We start from the raw sequence: 13,915 nt of genomic DNA on the forward strand, positions 1-13,915 counted from the left end.
CCGTGCGAACCCTCGCGCTGCTGATCGAGTACGACGGCACGCGATACGCGGGCTGGCAGCGCCAGGGCTCCACCCCCACGATCCAGGGCGCGATCGAGGCCGCATCCGGTTCGATCCTTTCGGAGCCCTGTCGGGTAATCGGCTCCGGCCGCACCGACGCGGGCGTCCACGCGCTTGGGCAGGTGGCCCACCTCTCTACCCGCAGCGCCCTGCCGGTGGAGCGCATCCGGACGGGACTGAACGCGCTGCTGCCCGACGACATCGTGATACGCGACGTGCTGGAAGTGGCGCCGGCGTTTCACGCGCGCTATGACGCGCGCCTGCGCATATACCGCTACGCGATCCTGGCCCGTCCCAGGTCCTCGGCGCTGTTGCGCCGGTACACGCACCACATCGTTGCACCCCTGGACCTCGATGCGATGCGGGCCGGCGCCGCAGCGCTGGTCGGCCGGCACGACTTCACCGCGTTCCGCGTCGTGGGAACGGCCACGGCATCCGCGCTCTGCACCGTGCGCGCCGTCAGGGTGGAGCGCCGCGGCGACCTGGTCACGGTGACGGTGGCCGCCGACCGGTTTCTGAGGCAGATGGTGCGGCTGATCGTGGGATCGCTGGTTGCGGTGGGGCGCGGTGCGCGGCCGCCCGAGGCGATCGCCGCAATTCTGGCTTCCGGGGACAACCAGCGAGCCGGCCCCGCGATGCCTCCCTGCGGTCTCTACCTCCGGCGCGTCATCTACGGGCCGGAGCACGGCCCAGCGCTGAGCGGCCCGGGATCACCGGCGAGCGGTGCGGGATAGCGGGTGAGCGGCGCAGGGCCTGTGCTATAATCGTCGCGCGGGCCCGTAGCTCAAGTGGCAGAGCAGCGCCCTCATAAGGCGCCGGTTCCTGGATCGAAGCCAGGCGGGCCCACCAAAGCGCGCCTGGCCGTAGGGGTGATGTCCTTGGAAGAACGCGAGCGCACCGGCGTCTTTCAGTTCGGCGACCTCACGGCGCAGGGCGTGGAGGAGATCCTGAGGTTCGTATACCGCGCGCTCGAGGAGCGGGGATACGACCCCGTGGACCAGATCGTTGGGTACCTCCTGTCGGGAGATCCGACCTACATCACCAGCCACGGCGACGCGCGGAAGGCCATTCGCCAGGTGGACCGGATACTGTTGCTCGAAGAGCTGGTCAAGGCCTACGTGGACGCCAGGCTGCGCACCGCAACGTCCTAGCATCGCACGCGCACATCTCGCAGGAGGATCATGTCAGTGGAGTTGATTATCAACGGCGGCCGCCGGTTGCGCGGCGCCGTGAGGGTGGCCGGGGGAAAGAACAGCTCGCTGGCCGTGATAGCCGCTTCTGCTCTCGCCCCCGATGTCTCGACCCTGGAGAACGTGCCGCACTGCCGGGATGTTGCAACCTTGCTCGACATCCTGGAGGCGCTGGGAGCCCGCACCTCGCTGGAAGGTGGGCGCCTCACGATTGACGCGCGCGGGCTGAACGGCCATGTGGCACCCTACGACCTGTGCCGGAGCATGCGGGCCTCGTTCTACACCGCCGGGGTCCTGCTCGGGCGGATGGGCCGGGCCCAGGTCCCGCTGCCGGGCGGCTGCTCAATCGGCGCCAGGCCCGTGGACTTCCACCTGCGGGGCTTTGCCGCGCTGGGCGCCCGCGTCGTGACAGAGCACGGGTACATGAAGGCCTCGGCGCGGCGGCTGAAGGGCAACACCTTCTACGTGCCCCGCAGCAGCGTCGGCACGACCATCAACCTCATGATGGCCGCCAGCACGGCGCGGGGCGCCACCGTTCTCCAGAACGCCGCAAGGGAGCCAGAGGTGGTGGACACCGCGGTCTTTTTGAACCTCATGGGTGCCAGGATCAAGGGGGCCGGCACAGATGCCATCACCATCGAGGGGGTCAGGGAGATGCACGGCAACTCCTATGCAATCATCCCTGACCGGCTTGAGGCCGGAACCTACCTGATGGCCGGTGCCGCCACCGGCGGCGACGTGCTCGTAGAGGGAATGATCCCTGAGCACATAACCGCCCTGCTGGCTAAGATGGAGGAGGCGGGCATCGAGGTCATCCGCAACACCGACGGCGTGCGGGCATGCGCCGGCGCCGACCTGCGCGCGGTGGACGTGGACACCGCCCCGTACCCTGGGTTCGCCACCGACCTTCACCCCCAGATGGCCGCGCTCCTGACTCTGGCGCGCGGCTCGTCCACAATACGCGAGACCGTGTTTGAGGCGCGGTTTGCCTACACCGACGAACTGCGCCGGATGGGCGCGAACATCAAGGCAGAAGGCGACAGCGTTCACATCACCGGGGTCGAGCGGCTCACCGGCGCGCCGGTGGAGGCGCCGGACATCCGGGGGGGCGCGGCCGTGCTGATCGCGGCCCTGGCCGCCGAGGGCGTGACCGAGATCAGTCGGGTCGAGAACCTGGACCGCGGCTACGAGGGGCTCGAGCGCAAGCTCACGTTGTTGGGCGCGCAGATTACGCGCGCCGGTTCTGTCGAGTCGAGGGAGGTCGGGTAGGGCAGGCCCGCTCCGGGGCGCCTAGGCCGGGGCGTCTACGTTACGCGTTCCTTCGTGGCGCGGGCCAGATTGAGCCGGTTGACGTGCGAGATGGCCGGTAGCTGGCTTATGAGCACCACGATGACGATCGCAACCGCGGCCATCACGTAGGTCCGCGGATACACCACCGCCTTGAACGAAAAGAGCTCCATCTGCTTCTCTGTTGACCCCGCCTTGATGAAGGCGTCCACCAGCCACCTGCCCGCGGGCAGTCCCAGGCACACCCCCATCGCCGCAGTGAGCATGTTCTCCAGCGTGATCATCCCCAGGATCTTCCAGCGACCAATGCCCAGAGTGCGCATAGTAGCCACCTCGCTGCTCCGTTCCAACACGTTGATGGTAATCATGTTGAAGACCATCGAGAAGGCCAGGGCCATTCCGAACAGGAGCATGATCGCGAAGATGTTCCGCGCCAGGGCCATCATGCTGTCCAGCATCTTGCGCAGGTCGGCGAGGACGTTCACGGCGCCGGCCCCGGGCAGGTTCAGCAGGCGTTCTTTCACCTCCGCCAGGTAGTCTGGGTCAACCTTGACGCGCACGCCCGTGATGGCGCCGGGCGGCAGTGGAAGGTCTTCCCGGAACAGCTGCCTCGTGCGGTCCAGGGGCAGGTAGGCCACCGTCCCGATCGACTCCCACACGAACCCGGCGACCCTTGCCGTGCGCTGCACCGGTTCCTGCTCTGCGCGGGTGCGCGGCAGAGAGACGAGGACCGTATCACCCTGCTCGACCCCCAGCTTCGACCGCAGCACCTGGCCGAACAGGAAACCGGCATCCACCGGGCGCATATTCTCCCCGCCCTCAGACCGGAGGCGGTAGAGTCGACTTCCGCTCTCGAGTCCCACGAGCAGTGCCGAGTAAGTACGGTTTCCCTTCCTGAACTCCACGGGCATCTCGAGCGCGCCCTCGGCCCAGATCACCCCTGGCCAGCTCCGCACGGCGTTGACCACACCCCGGTCCTGGTAGATTGCGAACTCTACCCGGATGTCATCATAGAGGGTGTCATGGATCCAGCGGTTCATTGCCTCTTCCGATGAATCCAGCAACCCCTGGGAGACCATGATCAGCGATATCCCTGCCGCGACGCCGAAGAGGGTGGAGACGGTCCGCCTCGGGTGGCGGAAGACGTTGCGCAGCGGGATGCGCCAGGCCAGCGCCATCTTCCCCAGCCCCGGTATTACCCTATCGAGCAGGACGACGCGTCCGGTCGCGGGCACCGCGGCGCGGAGGGCCTCGGCCGGGCTGATCCGCGCGGCCGCACGGGCGGGTATGATGCCGGCCGCCAGGCAGACCCCGGTTCCGATGAGGAACCCAATGAGCAGCGCTCCCCAGCGGGGCACGATCAGGACATAGGGGAGTGACAGGAACGAGGTGTAGCCGCGGGTGGCCCACCCAGAGAGCCAGAACCCCAAAGCGCTGCCCAGCAGGCTTCCGATCGCGCCGATGAGCACCGCGGCGGCCAGGTAGTGCAGGACGACCCTCCGCCGCGAGAACCCTATCGCCATCAGCATTCCTATCACGGGTCGCTGCATGTGGACCATGCGCGTCAGCAGCGTGTAGACCGTGAGACCGGCGACGCTGAGGAAGAGGAACGGGAACAGGACGGAGTAGGCCTGGAACCCCTGCAGGTCCTGTTCGAGGAGCTGGTGGCTGGGCTGGTCCTCTCGGGCCACCGGGTCCTCAGCCCCGTAGACGTCAAGCAGTCTCTTTGTCTCCCGCATGATCGCAGGCCCGCGATGAGGATCGGCGATGGTGGCCACGATGTGATTGACCAGTCCCGTCTTGCCCACGAGCGGCCCGAGGACGTCGCCGGAGACGAACATCACCCCGAAGGACTCGGGGAAGGGCATTAGGTCCTGCTTGCTGCGGACCACGTACAGGTACTCCGGGCTCATGGCTATCCCGGCGATCAGGAACCTTACCCGGGTGCCGGCCCGCTCAACCTCAATGGTGTCTCCGGGCCGGAGCTTGTGGTGTTTCGCGAAGCTGCTCTCGAGGACTATCTCGCGCGCGGTCCGGGTGGAGAGATACCGGCCCTGGACGATGAACAGGTCGTTGACAGAGGGCCGACGGTCGGCCGGGGTGGAGATGAGCCTTCCTATCAGCTTCTTCGTGGACCGCCCGGGGATCTGGATCACCACGTCTTCGATGAGCCGTCCCTCGACCGCCTTGACGCCAGGTATCCGCCGCACCCGTTCCGCAACCCGCTCCGGCGCGGCGTGGAACGATATGCCGAAATCCTCGAACTGCAGGCGGTCGTAGGAGTACCGATAGGACGCGTCCAGGTTCCCGTACGACATGTAGGCGGCGCCGTAGAAGGTCACGCCCAGCATTACCGTGAAGCCCACGGCAAGGTACTGCCAGCGCGACTGCCACAGGTCTCTGACCAGCTTCAGCGCGAGCAGCGACATCTCACCACTTCAGCTCCATTGGATCTGTCGGCGCGGGGTTCTCCTCTCGCGAGTCCACGGCGCCGCTGCGCAGGCGCACCACCTGGTCGGCCATTGACGCGATCGCCGAGTTGTGCGTGACCAGCAGCACGGTGCGACCCTCGGAGCGGTTTATCTCCCCGATTACCTGGAGGATCCTGCGGCCTGTCTCGTGGTCGAGTTCTCCGGTGGGTTCGTCGCACAGCAGGATCGGGGGGTTCTTCACGAGTGCCCTGGCAATTGCGACCCTCTGCTGTTCTCCGCCGCTCAGTTCCCCAGGGAAGTGGGCGGCGCGCTCGCCCAGGCCCACCGCGTCGAGGACCTCATCGGTGTTCCTGGGCGAGCGGACGAGCTCGGCGGCCAGCTCTACGTTCTCTCGTGCGGTGAGCGTCGGGATGAGGTTGAAGAACTGGAACACAAAACCGATGCGATCCCTCCTGTACGCGGTGAGCTCGGCGTCGCCGAACTTCGTGATGTCCGTGCCCCCGACGAGCACGCGCCCGGAGGTGGGGGTGTCAATGCCTCCCACGAGGTTCAGGACGGTCGTCTTGCCGGATCCGCTCGGGCCCAACATGACCACAAGCTCTCCCCGGCGGACATCAAGGTCAACGTCGCGGAGGGCGTGCACCTCGACCTCTCCCATCCGGTAGACCTTGGAGACCCGTTCGAGTCTGACCAGGGCCTCGCCGCCCGGCGCTTCGCCGCCAGGTGCTTCGTCGCCCAGCGGCATGTCAGGAGCCCCCGGTCCTAGTGACGCGAACGCGCCGGCCATCTTGAAGAACGTCCTTGCCCTTGATGACAACCAGGTCCCCTTCTTTCAGCCCTTCCAGGATCTCCGCGGCGGCGTGGGTCGTGTACCCTATCTTGACCTCGCGCAGGCGCGCGGTACCGCCTTCCACCAGGAACACCATGTTGCGGTTCTCGCGAAAGAGCAGCGCATCGCCGGGCACCGAGAGCGCGGAGGCGACGATCGTGCCTTCTCCTTCCACGTCCACCTCCAGCCCGGGCCTGAGCAGGTCCGAGCCCTCCAGGAGCTTGACCTTGATCCTCACGATCCGCGTGCGCAGCGCCGCATCCTGCTTCAGCTCCGCCTGCGGGGCGAGCTCTTCGATGCGCCCACGAAACCGGCGGCCGGGGTAGGCCGGCACCGTGACCGCGACTTCATTGGATACCTGGGCCTTGGCGGCGTCCTCGTCTGCCACGTCCGATGTGATCCAGAGGTCGGCCGGGTCGAACAGGATGACGACAGGAAGGCCAGGGGAGACGAGTTCCCCCACCTCCACGGCGACGCGGCTGACAGTGCCGGCAAACGGTGCCCGCAGCGTGGCCGAAGTCAGCAGGGCGGTGGCGGCTTCAACCGCGGCTTCTGCCTGTGCCACCCTGGCACGGGCCATCTCAGCATCGGCCTGCCTCAGGCGAACCTCGCCGCGGGCGCTTCTTGCCGCCAGAACCCCTGCCCCGGCCGATTCCACCTGGGCTCTGGCCGCTGCCTGCTCCTCAAGCCGCGCTCCTGCCTTGATCAGATCAAGGACCTCGCCGGCCGCGCGGAACTGGGCGCGCGCCACCTCATGGCGCGCCTCTGCCTCGTCGAGATCCGCCCGGGAGACCGCTCCCCGGGCGTGCAGATCGCGGGCGCGCCTAAGCGCCCCCTCCGCGGCCGTGAGGTTTGCCCGGGCCTGCTCCACCTGCTGCTGGGCCTGGGCCACCTCCTGCGGCCGGGCCCCGGAGAGCACCTGCTGGAGCTGCGCCTGAGCCGCTCTTAGCAGAGCCTCGGCCTGTGCCTCCCGGGCCTCGATCTGCTGTCGGGTGAGCGCTATCGCGGCTTCGGCCTGCTTCACTCCCGCACTCGCGGCGCGCAGGGCGGCCCCGGCTTCGCTGAGACCGGCGCGCAGGTCACGGTCGTCGAGCTTGAGGAGGATCTCCCCGGACCTGACCGACTGGCCCTCCCTGACAGGAATCGCCTCGACCCGGGCTGCGATCCTGGCCGCGATGTTCACGGTCTTTCCCTTGACGACGCCGTCGGCAGTGAACGACGCGGTCATGGGGCCTCGGCTGACCCTGGCCACCTCCACCGGGGCCGGTCCGCCTGATCTTGACCACATGGCGTAGGCCACCAGGACGGAGACCACCAGAACGATGCCGACAACGATCTTCCAGCGCTTCATCGGACACCTCGCACTTCATGCCTCGGGCGGAATCGCGTGCCAATAGGGCTGCAGCGATTGGCCTGTGTCTGGATTCGCGGGGCATAATGCAGGGGCCTGCAGGGGGTTGACGGCTCTCCCCCGCCGGGATCGACCGCCTGCACGATGATCTTCTGCCCATCAAGTGTCAACGATGCTCGAATTTTGACCCACCCCCCTCTGACGGATCAGGCGGAAACCACCGACCGCTTGAGGATCCCCGCCTTCTGCTTTTCCTTCAGCCGGTAGGACTCGCCCTTGATGTTGATGGTCATGCTGTGGTGCAGGAGCCGGTCGAGGATCGCGGTGGCGTCGTAGACCTGCGCCAGTCTACCCAGCGCCGTCGAAGATACGCGGTCGGGGGCGGGCTGGAAGTCCTCCTACAACAGGAAGATGCGCACGCTATCGAACCCCGCCGCGCGGATCACCGCGAAGTCGCGCGCGCTGCGCGCGGGGTCGAAGCGCCGTCACCATGCCATGGTGGTGTCTGGCGGCCAGTAATTGATGCCCAGCCGGAAGGTCATCGTGCAGCGGCATGCTTCCGCAGGACCTCGTGGTAGACCCGCAGGTAGTCGTCCACCATGCGGTCGCGGCTGAAGTGCTGCTCGACATGCCGGCGCACCCGCCTTCGGTCCAGGGCCGGGATCTCGTCCATCGCGCGCACCGCCTCATCCACGGTGTCCACGATGAAGCCGGTCTCCCCGTGGCTGACGATTTCCGGCACCGCGCCGCGGCCGCGCGCGATGACCGGCGTGCCGGTGGCCATGGCCTCCACCATGCTGAGCCCAAACGGCTCCTCGAAGTTGTTGAGGTGCAGCAGGGCGAACGCGCCGCCCAGCAGGTCATCGCGTTCCTCGGGGCCCACCGAGCCCACGTAGCGCACCCGGTCGTCGTCCAGGTGCGGCACGACCTGGCGCTCGAAGTAGTCGCGATCGTGGATGATGCCGGCAATGATCAACCGGCGCCCCGCCCGCCTGGCCACCTCGATCGCCTCGGCCGTCCCCTTGTCCGGATGAATTCGACCGAAGAAGAGCAGATAGTCGCCCGGAGTCTCCCACAGCGTGAACTCAGACAGCAAGATGCCGTGATGGATCGTGGCGACATAGTCGAGCCGCGGATGGCGATCGGCCTCACTGATGGCGACGTAGTGCGTCCGCCCGTCGTAGCGCTCGTAGACGGGGAGGATCCGGTCGGACGAGAAGCCGTGGATCGTGGTGAGCACCGGGGTCTGGACCAGGCCGCTGTAGGTGAGCGGCGGGAAATCCATGTGGTTGTGGATGAGGTCGAACTCCGCGGCGCGCTCGAATGCCGCCGCGACGTGCAGGCACTCCCACACCTTTGCATCGAGGGTGGGATCTTCGGAGTAGGGCCGCGGACAGACCGACACGAGCCGTGCCCGGGTGATGGAATCGGCCGTGGCGAAGAGCGTGACATCGACCCCACGCTCGACCAGCCCTTCGGTGAGCAGCCAAACCACGCGCTCCCACGGCCCATAGTGCCGGGGCGGCACACGCCAGGAGATCGGAGCCAGCATCGCGACGCGCACGGACGTCTCCGTTCGAATCAGGGATGGACCACAACTGGTTGCGAGAGGACCGGCGCCGCCGGGACCTCCGGGACGATGGCATCCGCCGGGCGCATCACGTGCTCGGCCAGCCGCATCTCCAGCAGGGCCAGCAGGAAAGCGAGGGTGGACTCGGCGCCCTGGTTCTCGTTGGCGCGATCGGGGTGCAGCCCGTCGCGGCAGCCGCCGGACGATGGGTCGTACAGCAGCAGGCCGAGATCGTTCCGTCCCAGGAACCACTCAAAGGCCCGCCGGGCTTCTTCTTGCCAGCGGGCCTCGCCGGTGATCCCCGAGGCCGCCAGGCACGCCGAGACCATGGTCTGCGCTTCGACAGGCTGCTGATCGAAGCGGGCGCGCTCCCCGCCCCGGCGATAGAATCCATTGGAGCCGATGGGCGCGAAGTGCCCCTTGCGCGATCGCTGGACGCTCGCCAGCCACTCCAGGGAGGTCAGGCCGGCCTCGATCATATCGGACCGCCCCATCCACCGGCCGCACTCCAGCAGGGCATGCGGCAGGCTGGCGTTGCAGTAGGCCACGATCTCCTCGAACCAGGGCCAGTCCGGGGAGGCCGTCCGCCGGTAGGCGTCCAGGAGCCGGCCGGCCAGCACCTCGCGCGCCTGCCGGGCCGCCCGGTCCCCGGAGAACCGCCTGAGGTACTCCTGGATGCCGAAGAGGGCGAATGCCCAGGCCCGCGGGCTGGTGAAGTCCAGCACCGTCGGGAGCGCCTGGTCAAACAGCCTGCCGGCAGGCCCCCGGAGGCCCGCATGTATGGACCGGTCCACGACCACCCCGAGGGCCCACAGGGCGCGGGCGTGGCTGTCCTCCGAACCCGCCCGCTCCAGCCACCGGCGATCAAATGGAAGGAAGTTCCGGAACCGGCCCGACGGGCCATCGAAGGCATGCCAAAGAAAGGCCAGGTAGCGCGACGCCAGATCATGGGCCTCGTCGATGGCCACATCCCCCGCCTCTTCCAGCAAGACGGCCGCGATGAGGGCCCGGGCGTTGTCGTCGGTGGTATACCCTTCGTCGTAGTTTGGCACCGTGAAGACGGCGTGCTGCATGATCCCCACATCGTCAGTCAGACGATGCAGGTGGTCGGGCTTGAGGGCCGGCAGCTCGACAGCCGGCAGCTCGACGGGCCGCTCCCGCAGAGGCTTGACCGCGAACGCCGGCCGCGGCCGGCGCATCCGATCCTGGCGTGCCCGCTCGAAACTCTCCACGTACTTCCGCGCGATGACCGGCCAGATCATCTCGCGGCCATAGAGGTACGCGCGCTTGCGCATGGCGTGCCGCTCGGCCTCGTTGTCGAGCAGTTCGATGACCCGCTGGGCGATGGCCTGGGGATTCCGGAAGGGCACCAGCACCCCGCGCCCGTCCGCCAGGAGTTCCTCGGCATGCCAGTATGGCGTCGAGACGACGGCTTTCCCCGCGCCAACCGCGTAGCTCAGCGTGCCCGAGGCGATCTGCGCCGGGTTGAGATACGGTGTGATGTAGATGTCCGCGGCCCCGATGACCTGCACGAGTCTCTCGAGGCTGACGAACCGGTTGTCAAAGATGACGTGCTGGCCCACCCCGCGCGCCTGGGTCAGCCGTTCCAGGGACAGCCGGTACGATTCGCCTTCCCGGCGCCGCACGTGTGGATGAGTGGCGCCCAGTATGATGTAGACCACATTGGGGTAGCGCGCCAGGATGGCCGGGAGCGCTTCGAGCGCGTATTCGATTCCTCTGTTGGGAGATAGCAACCCGAAGGTCAGCAAGACCTGCCGGCCTTCCAGCCCAAACCGGCCCTTGTAGAGGTTGGGATCGACAAACGGCACGTCGGGAATGCCGTGGGGTATGGTGTCGATCTTCGCTTCGGGCGCACCATACAGCTCCCGGAGAAAGTCGGCGGCGCGCTGGTTCATGACCACCAGCCGGTCCGAGCACTGAACCAGCTCCTCCAGGACCCGGCGCTGCAGGGGGTCGGGCTCACGCAAAATCGTGTGCAGCGTGGTGACTATCGGCATGCGGAGGTCGCGCAGCATCGCCAGGAGATGGCTGCCGGCGGGCCCGCCGAAGATGCCGTACTCGTGCTGCACGCAGACCACGTCGACGTTATTGATGTTTAGGAATTCCGCCGCGCGCCGGTAGGAGGTGAAGTCCCCTTCTTCGATTTCGAAGCGCACGCGGGGAGGATACGCGCAACCCGTGGCAGTGTCGTTCACCGCGACGGCAAAGCACGTCACCTCAGGGCACCCGGCGCCCAGGGCGTCACAGAGATCGCCGGTAAAGGTGGCGATCCCGCACTGCCGGGGCGGGTAGGTTCCGATCACAGCCACCTCGAGTGGCCGCGCGCGGTTCTGGCGGTCCATGGACGCTGTACACCTCGCTGTGGGCGACCCGGCGCCCGACACTCGCGGGGATTCGATGCGAGACCGGCTCCGCGGCCGCCACCAATGCCCAGCGAGGGCGTGACGGCGGCCCGGCGTGCGCCGGACTCGGTAGTCTGTGCGCAGAACCTCAGGACAAACAAACTATAACATGAATCCGGCGTGAAGATGCAGGTTTCCACCGCACCCGGTTTCGTTGGACACCCGATAATGAGAGGGGGTCCCCATGGGAGACGGGAGGTCAGCGGTGGCAAAGCCAAGTCGTCCGCACGAGAATCGGTGGTCTGCCCGGAAGAAGGCCGATGCGGTCGTCCGCCTGCTGCGCGGGGAGAGTCTGGATGAGCTCAGCCGCGAGTTGCGCGTGGAAGCCCACCGGCTGCAGGCCTGGCGCGATGAGTTTGTGGCTGGCGGCCTCGATGGGTTGAAGGGCAAGCCCCTGGCGCCGGAGGACCGCCGGCTGAGGGAGGCCGAGCGCACGCTCGGCGAGCTGACGATGGAGAACGAGGTGCTCCGGGCGGTGGCCTGAGGGAGGGGGCTCCAGATCCCGCTCAGGAAGCCGCTGAGGTGAGCGAGGAGACCGGGGTGGCGCTGGTCCGTGTCTGCCGGTTGCTCACTGCGCCGCGCGGACCCAGGCCGCTGGTAGGCGATGAGGCCCCTTTCTATTGATTGCTCTTATCTACCGATCTTCTTAGCCAGCGCTTCGCGATCCCCTCCGCTCATGCCGGCGATGTATCTGACCAGTTTCTTGCGGGACTCGATGTCGTACTGAGTGGTGATGGCAATCTGCTCCATGATGGGCGAGCCGCCGCCGTGGTAGTTGCCGATGTGGATGATCCCGCCGGTGGCGGAGCACATCGTGTCGCCCAGGAATCTCCAGAACTGCGCCTGATCCTCGGCGGACATTCTGGCACTGCGCTTGGTGTATTTCAGAAGCGCTTCGCCGGTCGCCGGATTGACGAAATCCTTCTCATGCGGGAAGGTCGCGACGACACCGCCGGCCAGATCGCAGAGAATTTCCGCTTCACGCCAGACCTCTTCGCCGGTAAGACAACGGCCGACGTTGCAGTAGATGGAGTGCGGGATGAAAGAACCGGGGCCGTAGGGCATGAAGCCAGCGCCGGGAATGTAGACTTCGGGTTTGCCCAGATCGGATGCCGTGTAACCGGCGGCGTAACCCAGTTCGGTCGTCATGATGATCTCGGCGAGTTTCTCGCGGACATGCGGTTCCTTGTGGATGTTGTTGCATTCTGCCGCCAGCGCCGCCGCGCCCAGCAGCACGTCGCCGATGGCGGGCTTGCAGCCGGAATAGGAATGGCGATGGAACAAGGCAAACAAGAGCGCCAGGATGCCGCCGTGCTCGTGCTCGCCCGCCAGGAAGACTCTCTCCCAGGGCACGAAGCAGTCTTCGAAGATCAGGTAGGAGTCGGTGAGCCCCGGGGTGAAACCGCGTTTGTAATGTTCGCGCCGACGGTAGTTATGAATGGTCGCCACTTGTTTCATGCCGTCACAGTCCGCGGGCACGGCAAATGCCACAGCGTAATCCTTGTCCTCGGGACGAAGCGCCCGTGTGGGTAGAACGAGAATCTCGTCGGAGACGGAGGCTTCCGAAATGTGGACCTTGCAGCCCTCGACGATAATGCCGTCCTTGGTTCTCTCCTTGATATACACGTAGGAGCCGGGGTTGGGCTGGTCGGCCGGCCGCAGCATCCGGTCGCCCTTCACATCGGTCTGTGCGCAGGCCGCGATCATGTCTTCCTTCTGGAAACGGACGAGCCACTTCTTGAAGTTTTCGTGATACTGGGTAGCGCCTTTGTTGGCCTTGTCCGCCTCATAGGACACATTGTAGATGGCGTTGGCGCCATCGATGCCCATGCAGCGCTGGACACAGCCGCCGACTTTCTGGCACAGCATGCGGGTCATGTCCTGCTTTTTGTGTAGATCTTCCTTGTTCTGATGAATGTGCGTGAAGCGGTTGATCTTCTCTCCCGTGAGGTGAGAGGTGGCGGTCATCAGGCCTTCATTCTCGGGTCTTGCCGCCTCATCATATGTTGTGCCGATGGTATGGATGCAATCCATCTGCAGTTCATCGGTTCTGTCGATCAGGTTTCCGTCATAATAGACGTTGCGTTTCATCTTGGACAGGGCGTTGATGAAATCTTGCTTGGTTCTCATATGTGGTCCTCCTTTCCTCCCTTCTTCAGAGGCGCGCCGGTAACAGAGCGCTGCTGAAGCCTGCGCATCCCCTGCAGCCAACGGGTATAGTCGGCGGCCTTCCTCTGCATGTAGGTCTTCACCTCGGCGTGCGGCAAGATGAGGAATTCATCGGCCGCGAATGCGGCCATGACCGCATCCGCCAGTTGCTCAGGTTTCATCATGCCGTCCACCGCCGCCACGCCACCGCCCTGACGCGTCATTTCCGTATCGACCGCCTGCGGGCACAAGGCGAAGACTTTTATCCCCTGATCGCCATAGGTAATGGAGATACTCTCCGCCAGACCCACCGCCGCATGCTTCGTGACGGAATAAGGCAGAGAACCGATCTGACTGAGTAGTCCGGCAGCCGATGCCGTAATCATGAAAGCGCCGCCGCCGCGACGGATCATGCCCGGAATGACCGCGCGCGCCGCGAGAACATGCGCCAGGACATTGATTTCCCAGATACGCTGCCAGGCTTCATTGTCGACCTCATAACCACCCAGAATAATGATTCCCGCGTTGGAACAGAAGACATCGACGCCGCCGAACTTGTCTTCCGCGAATTCCACCAGGCGGATGATATCTTCCTCCTTGCGCACATCACAGACGACAGACTCAC

11 protein-coding genes, 1 tRNA gene and 1 pseudogene are annotated in these 13,915 nt (G+C 66.1%); 5 read left to right on the plus strand and 8 right to left on the minus strand.

Features of this window, described 5'->3' with window-relative positions; genetic code table 11:
• Positions 1–2 precede the first annotated feature (2 nt).
• From truA to murA, 4 genes are all read left to right on the plus strand, one after another.
• Positions 3–794: a tRNA pseudouridine(38-40) synthase TruA gene (gene truA, locus RDU83_11905; protein ID MDQ7841711.1), complete on the plus strand. Its 792-nt coding sequence runs from the start codon at positions 3–5 to the stop codon at positions 792–794.
• Between the two features lie 39 nt (positions 795–833).
• A tRNA-Ile gene (locus tag RDU83_11910) sits at positions 834–909 on the plus strand.
• A 29-nt stretch (positions 910–938) separates the two neighbouring features.
• On the plus strand, positions 939–1,211 hold the full coding sequence (locus RDU83_11915) for an IreB family regulatory phosphoprotein (protein ID MDQ7841712.1): 273 nt from the start codon (positions 939–941) through the stop codon (positions 1,209–1,211).
• 30 nt (positions 1,212–1,241) lie between these two features.
• On the plus strand, positions 1,242–2,519 hold the full coding sequence (murA, locus tag RDU83_11920; GenBank protein ID MDQ7841713.1) for a UDP-N-acetylglucosamine 1-carboxyvinyltransferase: 1,278 nt from the start codon (positions 1,242–1,244) through the stop codon (positions 2,517–2,519).
• 35 nt (positions 2,520–2,554) lie between these two features.
• Here the strand turns inward: murA and RDU83_11925 are convergent, their stop codons facing one another.
• From RDU83_11925 to RDU83_11950, 6 genes and pseudogenes are all read right to left on the minus strand, one after another.
• Positions 2,555–4,966 (minus strand): FtsX-like permease family protein, encoded by a 2,412-nt coding sequence (locus tag RDU83_11925; protein MDQ7841714.1) that lies wholly within the window; start codon positions 4,964–4,966, stop codon positions 2,555–2,557.
• Position 4,967: 1 nt separating this feature from the next.
• Positions 4,968–5,714: an ABC transporter ATP-binding protein gene (locus RDU83_11930; GenBank protein ID MDQ7841715.1), complete on the minus strand. Its 747-nt coding sequence runs from the start codon at positions 5,712–5,714 to the stop codon at positions 4,968–4,970.
• A gap of 1 nt (position 5,715) precedes the next feature.
• Entirely contained in the window at positions 5,716–7,149 is a 1,434-nt protein-coding gene (locus RDU83_11935; GenBank protein ID MDQ7841716.1) for an efflux RND transporter periplasmic adaptor subunit, read from the minus strand.
• Positions 7,150–7,355: 206 nt separating this feature from the next.
• A pseudogene (locus RDU83_11940) lies at positions 7,356–7,478 on the minus strand (ATP-binding protein).
• Between the two features lie 209 nt (positions 7,479–7,687).
• Positions 7,688–8,713, minus strand: coding sequence for a glycosyltransferase family 4 protein (locus tag RDU83_11945; protein ID MDQ7841717.1), 1,026 nt, complete (start codon positions 8,711–8,713; stop codon positions 7,688–7,690).
• A gap of 17 nt (positions 8,714–8,730) precedes the next feature.
• The gene (locus RDU83_11950; GenBank protein MDQ7841718.1) at positions 8,731–11,082 is read right to left on the minus strand and encodes a glycosyltransferase family 4 protein; all 2,352 of its coding nucleotides are present in this window, start codon (positions 11,080–11,082) and stop codon (positions 8,731–8,733) included.
• Between the two features lie 265 nt (positions 11,083–11,347).
• On the opposite strand from RDU83_11950, the gene RDU83_11955 reads away from it, so the two are divergent.
• The gene (locus tag RDU83_11955; GenBank protein MDQ7841719.1) at positions 11,348–11,626 is read left to right on the plus strand and encodes a helix-turn-helix domain-containing protein; all 279 of its coding nucleotides are present in this window, start codon (positions 11,348–11,350) and stop codon (positions 11,624–11,626) included.
• 146 nt (positions 11,627–11,772) lie between these two features.
• On the opposite strand, the gene RDU83_11960 is transcribed toward RDU83_11955, so the two are convergent.
• The gene (locus tag RDU83_11960) at positions 11,773–13,272 is read right to left on the minus strand and encodes a 4-hydroxyphenylacetate 3-hydroxylase N-terminal domain-containing protein (protein MDQ7841720.1); all 1,500 of its coding nucleotides are present in this window, start codon (positions 13,270–13,272) and stop codon (positions 11,773–11,775) included.
• A partial coding sequence (locus tag RDU83_11965) for an SDR family oxidoreductase (protein ID MDQ7841721.1) occupies positions 13,269–13,915 on the minus strand: 647 nt, incomplete at its 5' end. The genes RDU83_11960 and RDU83_11965, both read right to left, overlap by 4 nt.

Source organism: bacterium (assembly GCA_031082185.1).
Taxonomy (GTDB): Bacteria; Sysuimicrobiota; Sysuimicrobiia; order Sysuimicrobiales; family Humicultoraceae; genus VGFA01.

What these genes read in the sequence shown, in the direction of transcription:
- RDU83_11925 (MDQ7841714.1), bottom strand. Translation starts at nt 4,966, where the DNA reads ATGTCGCTGCTCGCGCTGAAGCTGGTCAGAGACCTGTGGCAGTCGCGC.
- RDU83_11935 (MDQ7841716.1), bottom strand. Translation starts at nt 7,149, where the DNA reads ATGAAGCGCTGGAAGATCGTTGTCGGCATCGTTCTGGTGGTCTCCGTC.
- RDU83_11930 (MDQ7841715.1), bottom strand. Translation starts at nt 5,714, where the DNA reads ATGCCGCTGGGCGACGAAGCACCTGGCGGCGAAGCGCCGGGCGGCGAG.
- murA (MDQ7841713.1), top strand. Translation starts at nt 1,242, where the DNA reads ATGTCAGTGGAGTTGATTATCAACGGCGGCCGCCGGTTGCGCGGCGCC.
- RDU83_11950 (MDQ7841718.1), bottom strand. Translation starts at nt 11,082, where the DNA reads ATGGACCGCCAGAACCGCGCGCGGCCACTCGAGGTGGCTGTGATCGGA.
- RDU83_11960 (MDQ7841720.1), bottom strand. Translation starts at nt 13,272, where the DNA reads ATGAGAACCAAGCAAGATTTCATCAACGCCCTGTCCAAGATGAAACGC.